This is a genomic window from Crossiella sp. SN42 (assembly GCF_023897065.1).
GTDB lineage: Bacteria > Actinomycetota > Actinomycetes > Mycobacteriales > Pseudonocardiaceae > Crossiella.
In genome coordinates this window covers 176,813-189,264 of the sequence record NZ_JAMHIV010000006.1, presented here as the reverse complement: position 1 = coordinate 189,264, position 12,452 = coordinate 176,813, and the positions used below count along the sequence as shown (strand labels likewise).

6 protein-coding genes and 1 pseudogene are annotated in these 12,452 nt (G+C 72.5%); 5 read left to right on the top strand and 2 right to left on the bottom strand.

All coding sequences use genetic code 11. The features are described from left to right. The first annotated feature begins 523 nt into the window (after window positions 1-523). The 5 genes and pseudogenes from M8C13_RS45030 (at window position 524) to M8C13_RS09420 (ending at window position 9,896) form a co-directional block, all read left to right on the top strand. The gene (locus M8C13_RS45030; RefSeq protein ID WP_305883938.1) at window positions 524-1,417 is read left to right on the top strand and encodes a DUF3995 domain-containing protein; all 894 of its coding nucleotides are present in this window, start codon (window positions 524-526) and stop codon (window positions 1,415-1,417) included. Window positions 1,418-1,597: 180 nt separating this feature from the next. After that, window positions 1,598-4,858 carry a GH92 family glycosyl hydrolase gene (locus M8C13_RS09435; protein ID WP_252480120.1) on the top strand — a complete coding sequence of 1,087 codons (3,261 nt, stop codon included), beginning with the start codon at window positions 1,598-1,600 and terminating at the stop codon, window positions 4,856-4,858. 200 nt (window positions 4,859-5,058) lie between these two features. After that, window positions 5,059-6,111, top strand: coding sequence for a zinc-binding dehydrogenase (locus M8C13_RS09430; RefSeq protein ID WP_252480119.1), 1,053 nt, complete (start codon window positions 5,059-5,061; stop codon window positions 6,109-6,111). 225 nt (window positions 6,112-6,336) lie between these two features. Then, window positions 6,337-6,729 (top strand): annotated as a pseudogene (locus tag M8C13_RS45755) (helix-turn-helix domain-containing protein); the annotation flags it as partial. Between the two features lie 80 nt (window positions 6,730-6,809). Beyond that, window positions 6,810-9,896, top strand: coding sequence for a WD40 repeat domain-containing protein (locus M8C13_RS09420; RefSeq protein WP_252480118.1), 3,087 nt, complete (start codon window positions 6,810-6,812; stop codon window positions 9,894-9,896). On the opposite strand, the gene M8C13_RS09415 is transcribed toward M8C13_RS09420, so the two are convergent. Together M8C13_RS09415 and M8C13_RS09410 are read right to left on the bottom strand one after the other, a co-directional pair. Continuing rightward, window positions 9,835-11,667, bottom strand: a complete 1,833-nt coding sequence (locus M8C13_RS09415) for a cell wall metabolism sensor histidine kinase WalK (protein ID WP_252480117.1) — start codon at window positions 11,665-11,667, stop codon at window positions 9,835-9,837. The genes M8C13_RS09420 and M8C13_RS09415 overlap by 62 nt on opposite strands. Continuing rightward, window positions 11,664-12,350 carry a response regulator transcription factor gene (locus M8C13_RS09410; protein ID WP_252480116.1) on the bottom strand — a complete coding sequence of 229 codons (687 nt, stop codon included), beginning with the start codon at window positions 12,348-12,350 and terminating at the stop codon, window positions 11,664-11,666. The genes M8C13_RS09415 and M8C13_RS09410 overlap by 4 nt, the downstream gene beginning before the upstream one ends. Between the last annotated feature and the right edge of the window lie 102 nt (window positions 12,351-12,452).

Sequence of the window (12,452 nt, the reverse complement as noted above, 5' to 3'; positions counted from 1 at the left end):
GAACCGGCCCCGGCAATCCAAACCCCGCCCCGCAACCTGCTCGTCCCGGCTCTTGACTTGTCAAACCCCTCCGGTGGTCTGCCCGTCCGGCGAGGACATTCTTTTCGCTTTTAAAAAAGAAGAAGACAGTGTCCTCGCCGGACGGGCAGACCATCAAAGCAGGGGGGAAGATCAAAGGCGGCGAGATGAGTTGCAGACCAGTGCGAGTTTGTGTTGGCGCGCTTTCAGCGGCGTGGGTGGTTCCGCGGGGTCTGGGTGGTTCTGCTTCGACGACCTTCCAAAACCAAACCAGCCCTGTCAAGCGCCCCGGTGCCAGCCCTTGGCTGCGGTGGGCGGCGTGGGTGGGGCGCTTGACAGGGCTGGTGTGTTTTTTCCAGGCCGTCGAAGCAGAATCACCCAGACCGGCCGCTCCGTTTGCGAGCAAAGGCAAAAGCGTCGCGTGTCCGGGGTTTCCCTCTCATGGGGGAGCCTGATCCCTCGTGATCGGGAGGCTGCTCGGCGAGCGCCGGTGCATGGTGTGGCCATGAACCGGGATCGGGTGCGCTGGGAGCGTTGGGCCGCGTTGGTGGTGGCGGCGCAGATGCTGTGCTACGCCGGTGAAAAGGTCTACATGGCGGCCATCGGCCGGGTTGGCCTGCCCGGAATGGTCGGGGCGGACTCGGCGGGCTGGGGTTCCGGTGAAGTGTGGCTGTTGCAGTTGGGCAATGCCGGGCTGGGAGCGTTCGCCGCTGCGATTGTGCTGGCGACCTTGCGGGACTGGGGGCCGGTGGCGCGCTGGGTCGTGCTCGGCGCGCTGGTCGTGACGTTGGCGGCGATGGCCGCGGGGGTTGTGCTGCTCTCGGTTCGGGGGGTGTGGACCGGGTGGGTGCAGTTGCCGTTGGTGGTGCTGGTGTGGCCGTGGCTGGTGTGGCGGTTCGTGTTGCGGTACTGGCGGCCGGTGTTGCCGGGGGCGGCCTGGGTGGCGCTGGCGTGTGCGGTGCCCTATGGCGCGATGAAGCTGGCTTGGGCGCTGGGGTCGGATGTGCTGATGGCGGAGACGCCGCTGGACGGGGCGGACCGGGAGTTGTTGCTGGGGGACAACCCGACGGCGCTGGTGGTGCACGTCCTGACGGCGCTGGTCGCGGGGGCCGGGGTGCTGGTGATCCTGGCGCTGGCCAGCTCGTGGCGGGAACGGTTGCCGCGGTGGCTGTTGCTGGGGCCCGCGTGGCTGGCGATCGCCTTTCTGCTCGTGCGTGGCGGGACCGGGGTGTCGGGGGCGCTGGTGACCTTGTTCGGGACGGCTTCGGCTGAGGCCCGGTGGTACGCGGGGTGGGATCTGGGGTTGTGGGCGCCGCTGTGGCTGGTGCTGGGGGTGGCGTTGCTGCGGCTTGTGCTGCGTGGTCCAGTCCGGTCGCCGGGTGTGGTAGTCCGTTCGTAGGACGCCTGGTCAAGGTTGTCGGCCAGAATCGGACAGTTTCCGTTCTCTTCTCTTCACACGCCTCTCACCTGTACGTACGTTCTGACGCGCCGCCAAGCACGATCGCTTGTCAACGTTGTCTGCGCACGTCTGGTGAATGGGGTCGGACAGGTGAGAAGGACACGGGCTCTGGCTGGTGCGGTGACCGCCGTGCTGGTGCTGGGAACGGTCGGCGGGACGGCCTCGGCTGATCCGCTCGACGGGAGCGGGTACCGGCTGGCAGGCGATCCGGCGGCCTACGTCGATCCGCTGATCGGGACCAAGAACCTGGGCAACGTCTTCCCCGGTGCGGTGCTGCCCTTCGGCATGCTGTCCTGGAGCCCGGAGAACACCAAGGGCAACGCCACCCGCACCGCCGCGCCCGGTGGCTACCACTACGACGCGACCAAGATCCGCGGGTTCAGCCTGACCCACATGTCCGGCACCGGGTGTGCCGGTGGGTCGGGGGACATCCCGTTCTTCCCGCACGTGGGTGAGGTGAACAGCTCGCCGGCGCTGGACGGCAAGGACGAGGTGTACGCGAGCACCTTCAGCCACGCCAACGAGTCCGCCAAGGCCGGGCGCTACTCGGTCACCCTGGACTCCGGCGCGAAAGCCGACCTGTCCGCGACCCTGCGCACCGGTGCGGGGCGGTTCACCTTCCCGGCGGGCAAGCCCGCCGCGTTGCTGGTGCGCACGGCCAACTCCCAGGTCGGGTCCTCGGACGCGAGTGTGTCGGTTGACCCGGCTGCCCGGACCGTCACCGGGTCGGTGACCAGCGGGAACTTCTGCGGCTACCTGGACAAGGAGGGCCGCCGCTCCTACTACAAGCTGCACTTCGTCGCCGAGTTCGACCAGCCGTTCAGCTCGGTGGGCACCTGGCAGGACGACAAGCTGAACCCCGGCGCGACCACCGCCACCGGCGGCACCACCTACGGCGCCAACGGCTGGCCGGTGGTGGGCAAGGGATCCGGCGCCTACCTCGGCTTCGACACCGCCAAGAGCACCAGCACCAACGTCCGGGTCGGCATCTCCTACGTCAGCCTGGACAACGCCAAGGCCAACCTGCGCGCGGAGAACCCGCGCCGGGCCGCGGTGGAGGAGGTCGCGGCGGCCGCGCGGGAGGCCTGGACCCGGCAGCTGCGGAAGATCCAGGTCGGTGGCGGCAACGAGGCGGACCGGCGGAAGTTCTACACCGCGCTCTACCACTCCCTGTTGCACCCCAACGTCTTCAGCGATGTCAACGGCGAGTACGCGGGCATGGACGGCAAGGTGCACCGGCCGGCGCCCGGTCAGCACGCGCAGTACGGCACCTTCTCCGGCTGGGACGTCTACCGCTCCCAGGTCCAGCTGCTCACGTTGCTGGAACCCAAGATCGGCTCGGACATCGCGCAGTCGCTGCTCAACCAGGCCCAGCAGAACGGCGGCATCTGGGACCGCTGGACGCACAACAACGGCGGCACGCACGTGATGAACGGCGACCCGGCCGCGCCTGCCATCGCGGGCATCCACGCCTTCGGCGGCACCGACTTCGACGCGCGGACCTCGTTGCGGTCACTGGTCAAGGCGGCCACCGTGCCCACCGCGCTGGACCTCAAGCGGGACGGCTGGAACGTGATGTCGGTCGGCCAGCGGCCCTCGCTGGACAAGTACCTCAAGCACAACTACATGCCCTCGGTGTCCAACGCCTGGGGCGGCGCGGCCGAGACGCTGGAGATCTCCACCGCCGACTTCGCCCTGGCCCAGCTCGCGGACCGGTTGGGGGACAAGGCAACCGCGAGGACCTTCACCGAGCGGGCACAGTGGTGGCAGAACAACTTCGACCCGGCCGCGCACGCCACCGGCGGCTACATCCGCAACCGGCACGCCGACGGCGGCTGGACGCCGAACTTCACCCCCGGCACCGGTGACGGGTTCGTGGAGGGCAGCAGCGCGCAGTACACCTGGATGGTGCAGCACAACGTGGCCGGGCTGACCCAGGCCATGGGCGGCGCGGCCAAGGTGAACCAGCGGCTGGACGACTTCTTCCACCACGCCGACGGCAGCTGGGCACTGAGCAAGTCCGGCGACGAGAAGTCCGAAATGGACAATGAGCCCTCGGTCAACGTGCCCTACCTCTACAACTACACCGGCGCGCCGCACAAGGCGCAGCAGACCATCCGCGAGGTGGTGAACACGCTGTGGACCACCGCCCCCGGCGGCATCCCCGGCAACGACGACCTCGGCGCGATGTCCTCCTGGTACGTCTTCGCCACCCTCGGCATGTACCCGCAGGTGCCCTCGCGCGCCGAGCTGGTGCTGTCCAGCCCGCTGTTCCCGATCGCCCGGATCAACCGGGACCGCGGCAAGGACATCACCATCGTGGCCAAGGGCGCCGCGCCGGACGCGCCCTACATCCAGCAGCTGCGGGTGAACGGGCAGCGCAGCACCAAGCCCTGGCTGCCCGAGTCCTTCGTGCAGCGCGGCGGTTTCCTCGAGTACACAATGGACACCAAGCCGAACACCGCCTGGGGCGCCGCGCCTTCGGACGCGCCGCCGTCCTGGCGCGAGGGTGAGCAGCCGTACCAGATCGGCGTCGGCCCGGACCACCTGGTGACCACGCCGGGCGGCACGGTCAAGGCCGAGGTGAGCGTCTACCACCTCTCCGGCGCGCAGCCGGAGGTCCGCTACTCGATCGCACCGGCGGCCGGGCTGAAGATCGAACCCAGCGCCGGCCCGGTGCCGATCAAGGACGGGGTGGGCAAGGCCGAGTTCGCGATCACCGCCGAGTCCGCCGGTCAGGGCTACCACCCGGTCACCGCCACGGTCACGGTCAGCGGCGGCAAGACCATCACCCGTCAGCTCATCGTGAAGGTGGCCGCGCCGGGCACCTGGTTCGCCGCGCTGGACAACACCGGGGTCTCCGACGACCCCGGCACGCACGAGGAGGCCAACTTCGACGGCGGCGGCTACAGCTACTCCAAGCAGGCGCTGGCCGCCGCAGGCCTGGTGGCCGGTCAGCCCGGCACGGTGCACGGACTGGGCTTCCGCTGGCCGGACGAGCCGTTCGGCCGCCCGGACAACATCGCCGCCAACGGCCAGACCGTCAACCTGACCACCCCGGTCAGCCGACTGTCCTTTGTGGGCAGTGCGATCAACGGCAGCCGCACCGCGCCGGGCACGGTCACCTACACCGACGGCAGCACCGGCACCTACGACCTGGGCTTCAGCGACTGGACCCTGGGTGGCGGTGGCGGCAGCCTGATGTACGAGAACGTGATCGTGGCCAAGACCCCGTACCGCAACGGGATCGGCGGCAAGCAGGAGGTGCCCACGCACATCCTGGCCACCAAGCCGTTCGCCGCGCCGGAAGGCAAGCTGATCGCGAGCATCACCTTCCCGCGCAACAGCGGGTTGCACGTCTTCGCGCTGGCCACGGCCTGAGCAGAGTGCCTGGAGAACCCCGGTGACAGCACCATGCCGGGCACCGCGCTGAAGGTGGCCGCCTGCAACGGTTCCACCGCGCAGCGCTTCAGCTTCCACGGCGCGTTCATGGAGCACAACAAGCTGTGCACGGCTCCGGCAACGAGAGCAAGTGGGCCTTCAGGTCTGCGGGGTGAGCGTGGCCGTGCCAGGGTGGGGACATGGACAAGGTCATGACGGCCGCGGTCCTCACCCGGCACGGCGGCCCGGACGCCCTGGAACTGCGCCGCGACCACCCGGTGCCGGCACCCGGCCCCGGCGAGGTGCTGGTGCGGGTCACCGCCGCGGCGCTGAACAACACCGACGTCTGGACCAGGGAGGGCGCCTACGGGCGGCCGGGTGATCCGGACGCGCGCAGCGGCTGGCGCGGCCCGATCGACTTCCCCAGGGTGCAGGGCGGCGACATCGCCGGCGTCATCGAGGCCACCGGGCCGGACGTGCCCGCTGAGCGGACCGGGCAGCGGGTGCTGGTGGACTCCGCGCTGTACCGGGACGAGGGCGAGCACGCCCCGCCGGTTGGCCTGCTCGGCAGCGAGGCCGACGGCGGCTTCGCCGACTACGTGCTGGTGCGCGCCGAACGGGCGCACGAGGTGGGCGGCTCCCCGCTGACCGACGCCCAGCTGGCCTGCCTGCCGGTGGCCTACGGCACCGCGATGGGCATGCTGGAACGCGGCGGCATCGGCGCGGGCGAGACCGTGCTGGTCACCGGCGCCTCCGGCGGCGTGGGCGCGGCACTGGTGCAGCTGCTGGCCGCCCGCGGCGCGCGCCCGATCGCGATGACCACCGCGGCCAAGGAAACCGACGTCCGCGCCCTCGGCGCCACCGGCGTGGTCACCAGGGACGCGGGCGACCTGGCCGAGCAGATCCGCGCCCAGGCCCCGGACGGCCTGGACGCGGTGGCCGACATCGCGGGCGGGGCCGCGGTCAACGACCTGCTGCCACTGCTGCGCGACGACGGCCGCTGGGTGATCGCGGGCGCGGTGGCCGGCCCCACCATCCACTTCGACCTGCGGCGGCTGTACCTGCACAACATCGGCCTGATCGGCTCGTCCATGCACACCCGCCCGCACTTCGCCAAACTGGTCGCCGCCGCCAGGACGGGCGCCGTGCGACCACCGGTCGCGGCCACCTTCCCCCTGGCGGAAGTGCATGCCGCGCAACGCCAGTTCCTGCAACGGCGGCACGTCGGCAAGATCGTGCTGTTCCCCGGTTAGTCCGGTCCGGTGAGGATGCGGAGATCACTGCCCCAAAGGGCGTCCGACTCGGCGGGCGTTGCCCGGGCGGCGGCAGGGCCAGGGGCGAACCTGCTGGCCAACGGGTGTGCCCCTGCTGGATAGCGAGCCGCCGCGCGTCCGCGACGGCGGGCCAGGCTGGTCTGACGCTTTCCGTATCCTCTGCCAGGGGACACCGGATTACAGGCTCTGACCAGGGGGAATGACATGGGCGGCGGCACCGCGTTCGCCGCTGGGCTGCGGCGGTTGCGGCGGGAGCGGGGGCTGTCGCTGGCCGCGTTGTCGGCGCGCACGCACTACAGCAAGGGCTATCTCAGCAACCTGGAGCACGAGCGCAAACCGCCGACGCCGGACCTGGCGCGGCGGCTGGACGAGGTGCTCGACGGGCGGGGTCTGCTCATCGAGCTGGCGGCCGCGGCGGCCGAGCCGGTGTGCCCGTACCGGGGGCTGGCCGCGTTCGAGGCGGCGGACCGGCGGTGGTTCTTCGGGCGGGAGCGGCTCACCGCGGAGCTGGTGGCGGCCTTCGAGGCGGCGCGCGGGCGGGGCAGGCCGCTGGTGGTGTTCGGGGCCTCGGGGGGCCGGGAAGTCCTCGCTGCTGCGGGCTGGGCTGGCGCCCCGGCTGGGCGCGGTGCGGGTGGTCACGCCGGGCGGTGGGCTGCCGGAGCCGGGGGGCGGCGCTGGTGGTGGACCAGTTCGAGGAGGTCTTCACCCTCTGCGAGTCGGCGGCGGAGCGCTCGGAGTTCATCGCCGAGGTCTGCCGCCGGGGCGCTGACGGGGTGGTGCTGGCGGTGCGGGCCGACTTCTTCCCGCAGTGCCTCGCCCAGCCCGAACTGCTGGAAGTGGTGCGGCACAACCAGTTCGCGGTCGGCGCGATGTCCCGGGCCGAGCTCACCGAGGCGATCACCGGTCCGGCCGCGGCGGCCAAGCTGACCGTGGAACCGGGGCTGGTCGAGCTGCTGCTCAGCGAGCTTGGCGCCGGGGAGCGCGGTTATGAGCCCGGTTCGCTGCCGCTGCTGTCCTATGCGCTGCTGGGCACCTGGGAGCACCGCGAGCAGGACCGGCTCACCGTGGCCGGGTACCGGGCCACCGGCGGGATCCGCGGCGCGGTGGCGGCCGCGGCCGAGCAGGTCTACACCCAGCTGGACGAGGACGCCCGGCAGGCGGCGCGGCGGTTGCTGCTGCGGCTGGTGCGCCTGGGCCCCGACGGCGAGGACACCCGGCGGCGGGTGCCGCTGGCCCAGCTCAGCGCGGGCGACCGGCAGGACCCGGCGCTGGTCGCGCTGGAGGCATTCGCCGCGGCCCGGCTGCTGGTGCTGGACCGGGACGCGGTCGAGATCACGCACGAGGCGCTGGTCAGGGCCTGGCCGCGGCTGCGCGAGTGGATCGACACCGACCGGGTCGCGCTGCGCGCCCGGCAGCACATCAGCGAGGCCGCCGACCTCTGGGTGGGCAACGGCCGGGTGCCCGCGCTGACCTACCGGGGTGTCGCGCTGGCCACCGCGACCGCGTGGGAGGCCGCCCACCCGGCCGAGGTCACGCCGCTGGAGCGGGAGTTCCTGCGGGCCGGGCAGCACGAGGAGCAGCGCGGAGTGCGGCGGCTGCGCACGCTGGTCGCCGCGCTCACCGTGTTCGTGCTGATCGCGGCGCTCACCGGCGGGATCGCCCTGGTGCAGCGGCGGGAGGCGCTCACCTCGCGGGATGAGGCCACCTCGCGCCAGGTCGGCGAGCAGGCGGCCGGTCTGCTCGGCAGCGACCCCTCGCTGGCCGGGCAGCTCGGGCTGGCCGCCTACCAGCTGGCCGGCACCCCGGCCGCGCGTGGCGCGGTGCTCTCCGCCTTCGCCACCGCCTACCCGACCCGGCTGCACGGCGGCGGCGAGCAGGTGGACGTGGTCGCGCTCCGGCCGGACGGCGGGCTGCTGGCCACCGGCGGCCAGGACGGGCTGGTGCAGCTGTGGGACGCCACCGACGGCCGGCGCAGTGAGCCGCTGCGCACGCTGCCCAACACCGGGCGGGTCACCGGCCTGGAGTTCAGCCCGGACGGGCACTGGCTCGCGCTCTCCGGCGCGGGCGGGGTGGCGCTGTGGGACGTTGGCGTGCCGGTGCGAGCCAGGCAGCTGGCCGCGCTGCTGCCCCGGACCAAGGTGAACCAGCTGGAGTTCAGCCCGGACGGCACGCTGCTGGCCACCGCGGGCTCGGCGGACGCGGTGACCCGGCTCTGGTCCCTGCGCGATCCCACTGCCCCGCAACAGGTCTCGGTGCTACCCGGACACACCGGCGAGGTGTTCGGACTGGCCTTCAGCCCGGACGGCCCGACCCTGGCCACCGCCGGGCAGGACGGCGTGGTGCTCGGCTGGCAGCTGACCGATCCGGCCAATCCCGGTGCGCCGCAACACATCCTGACCGCGCGCGGGCCGGTCAGCGCGATCACCTACAGCCAGGACGGCCGCCGCCTGGTGGTCGCCGACGAGACGCACGCGCTGTGGCTGGCCGAGCGCGGCGCTGCGCGCACCGTGCCCGCGCCGGATGTGCTGGTGCGCGGCCTGGCCTTCGGCCCGGACGCCGACCGGGTGGTGCTGGGCGCCAACGACGGGGTGCTGCGGGTGCTGGACCTGGTCTCCGGCCGGGAGATCCAGCGGCTGCGGCAGCCGAACCGGGTGCGCGCCATCGCCTTCGACCGGGCCGGGCGGCTGCTCGCCTCCGCCAGCAGCGGCGGCCGCTCCTACCTGTGGCACGACCCGCTGGCCAACCCGGCGGGCGGGCAGCACGAGATCGACGGGGTGTTCGCGCACCAGGAGAGCAGCCTGCTGGCCACCACCGCGGTGCGCGCGCCGGAGGTCCGGCTGTGGCGCACCGACTGGTCCGGCCTGCTCCCGCTGGGCACGCTGACCGGGCACGCCGACGCGGTGCAGCACACCGCGTTCAGCGCCGACGGTCGCCGCCTGGCCACCGCGGGCAGGGACCGCACCGTCCGGCTGTGGGACCTGGCCGATCCTGACCACCCGGCCCGTCTGTCCACTATGGACGGTTACCGGGAGACCGTGGGCCGGGTCGCGCTCAGCCCCGATGGCAGCCTGCTGGCCAGTGGCGACGACGCCGGGGACCTGGTGCTGTGGAACATCTCCGATCCGCGCGCGCCGAAGCGGCTGGCCATCCTGGCCGATGACTTCCGCACCGTGAACGCGGTGGCCTTCAGCCCGGACAGCCGCCACCTGGCCTCCGGCAACACCGACCGCTCGATCCGGCTGTGGGACCTGCGCGAGCCGGGAAACCCGCGTCAGGAAGCCAAGATCACCGGTTTCCGGGAGGCGGTCACCGGGGTGTCGTTCAGCCCGGACGGGCAGCTCCTGGCCGGGGCGAGCCTGGACCAGAGCGCCCGGCTGTGGCGGGTCGGCGAGCCGGCCCGGCCGGTGCCGCTGGCCGTGATCAGCGGTCACCGCGGCCCGGTGCACACCGCCACGTTCAGCCCGGACGGCCGCACCCTGGTGACCACCGGCGGCGAGGGCGCCGCCCGGCTGTGGGACCTGGCCGACCCGGCGAACCCCCAGCTCCACGCGCCGCTGACCAGCCCGGACGCCCCGGTCACCGCGGTCTTCCACACCGGCGGCAGGCGGATCGCGCTGGCCGCGAGCGGGCACACCCTGCGGTTCTGGGACACCGATCCGGACGCCGCGGTGAACCGGCTGTGCGCGCTGGCCGGGACGCCGATCACCGCGGAGGAGTGGTCGGCGCGGTTCCCTGACTACCCGTACCGCCCGCCGTGCCGGTGAGCAGCGGCAGCCGCACGCTGAACCGGGAGCCCGCAGCCCGCACCGGACTCTCCGCCGTGATCGTGCCCCCGTGCGCGGTGACGATCTCCCGCGCGATGGACAGCCCCAGCCCGCTCCCACCGGTGGCCCTGGCGCGCGCGTCGTCGGCCCGCCAGAACCGGTCGAACACGTGCGGCAGGTCCGCCGCCCGGATGCCGCGCCCGGTGTCGGTCACGGTGAGCACCGCCATCCCGCTCTCGGCCCGCGCGGCCAGCTCGACCAGGCCACCGGCCGGGGTGGCCCTGATCGCGTTGCTCACCAGGTTGCCCAGCACCTGCCGCAGCCGGTTCGGGTCCCCGGTCACCACCGGCGCTGGATCGTCCACAGTGGACACGAGTGCCACCCCGGCCGCGGTGGCCACCGCCTGGAAGCCGGTGCGGGTGGCCGCCACCACCTCGCCGAGGTCCACCGGTTCGTGCTGGTAGGACAGCGATCCGGCGTCGGCGAGGGCGAGCAGCTGGATGTCCTCGATCAGCCGCTGCTGCCACAGGGCTTCCTCGTGCAGCGAGTCGAACAGGTCCGGATCCGGTGGCAGCACGCCGTCCTTGAGCGCCTCCAGGTAGCCGCGGATGTTGGCCAGCGGGGTGCGCAGCTCGTGCGCGATGTCGGCGATCATCCGCCGCTGCCGTTCCTCGCTGCGCTGCAAGGAGTCCGCCATCCGGTTGAACGCTCCGGCCAGGTCGGCGATCTCGTCGTTGCCGCGCACCGGCACCCGCTCGGCCAGGTCACCCGCGCCGAGCCGGGTGGAGGCGGTCATCAGCGCGCCCACCGGCCGCAGCACCCGGCGGCTGACCAGCCACATGCCCAGGATCGCCACCAGCGCCACCCCCGCGGCCGCCAGCAGCGCGGGCAGCAGCGGCACGGTCCGGGTGGCCGGCGACTCGCCCGCGCCCATGGACAGCAGCAGCGGCGGCGGCATGATCTCCTCGATCTTGCTGCGGAACCTGCTGAGCACGCACTGCTGGGTGCTCCCGTCCGGTTTGACCTTGCACGTGTCGAAGGCCACGCCCGCCACCCTGACCAGCTCCGCGGCGCGGATCTTGCCCGCACAGTCACCCAGCGCCTGCTTGCGGCCCTGGTCCGGTCCGGGCCCGGTCAGGTCCACCACCGGGATCCCGTCCGGCTTCGACTGCTGCTCCACCGGGTAGCCCTTGTCGATCAGGCAGTTGGCGAGCTCGACGTCCTTGCCGTAGTTGAGCAACCGGGACAGCCAGGTCTGCGCCGGGGTGGTGGTGTAGCCCTGCGGCGAGGTCGTCTCCGTGGTGACCGGGACGGACTGGGTGCTGGCCGGGGGCTGGGTCCTGAAGATGGTGACGGTGGTCAGCGGGATCGAGGTGGCGAAGGCATCCGGCGGCAGGACCGGGGTGGGCACCGGATCGATCAGCAACGGCGTCCGGTTGCCCAGCGGCCGCGCGGCGCCGCCGTCCAGGGTGTCGCTGTCCACCACCACCTCACCGGCCATGGTGGTGAGCCGGATCCGTTGCCCGGTGCGGTCCCTGAGCGTGCGCACGGTGCCCGCGACGCCGTCCCACTTGCCGCGCAGCGCGCCGTAGCCGACCAGTTCGTCCACAATGGACTTGGACACCGCCTCCTCGGCGGCCACGTCCGAGGACACCTGCTGACTGGCCTGGTACACGGTCAGCCACGCGGTCAGCCCGGCGGCCAGCACCGCGACCACCGCGGTCAGCATCAGCAGCCGGAACCGCAGGCTGCCGTGCCAGCGCGGACTCATCCGGCGTCCTCGGCCAGCTTGTACCCGCGCCCGCTCACCGTGAGCAGGTAGCGCGGCCGGGCCGGATCGTCCTCCACCTTGCGGCGCAGGTTCTTCACGTGCGCGTCCACCGTGCGCTCCAGCACGTGGTTGTCGAAACCGAAGGCGCGCTCCAGGATCTGGGTGCGGGTCAGCGGCACGCCTGGCTGCTGGGCCAGCGCGTGCAGGATGTCGAACTCCTTGGCGGTCAGCTCCACCAGCTCGCCGCGCAGCCGCACGGTGAACCGGGTCGGGTCGATCTCCAGCTCCCCCACCGTGATCAGCTCCGGCGCGGTCCGGCCGGCGGCGCGGCGCAGCAGGGCGCGCACCCTGGCGGTCAGCTCGGCCGGGCTGAACGGTTTGACCATGTAGTCGTCCGCGCCCAGGTCCAGTCCCAGCAGCAGGTCCGACTCGGTGGAGCGGGCGGTGAGCATCAGGATCGGCACCCTGGACTCCGCGCGCAGGATGCGGCACACGTCGAGGCCGTCCACCTCGGGCATCATCACGTCCAGCACGATCAGGTCCGGCCGCCTGCTGCGGGCCAGTTCCAGCGCGGTCCGCCCGTCCGCGCAGGCGAGCACGCTGTGCCCGGCGCGTTCCAGGTAGACGCGGATCAGGTGCGCCTGCTTCTGGTCGTCCTCGGCGAGGAGGATGCGCGCGCTCACCGGCCCAGTGTCGCAGCCGTCCCGCCCGGCGCCGTGAAGAAATGATGAAGGGCGGCCGCGGTTGCCGTGAAATCACCCGCCCGCGCCTGATCGCACCGCCCC

What these genes read in the sequence shown, in the direction of transcription:
- M8C13_RS09430 (WP_252480119.1), top strand. Translation starts at nt 5,059, where the DNA reads ATGGACAAGGTCATGACGGCCGCGGTCCTCACCCGGCACGGCGGCCCG.
- M8C13_RS45030 (WP_305883938.1), top strand. Translation starts at nt 524, where the DNA reads ATGAACCGGGATCGGGTGCGCTGGGAGCGTTGGGCCGCGTTGGTGGTG.
- M8C13_RS09415 (WP_252480117.1), bottom strand. Translation starts at nt 11,667, where the DNA reads ATGAGTCCGCGCTGGCACGGCAGCCTGCGGTTCCGGCTGCTGATGCTG.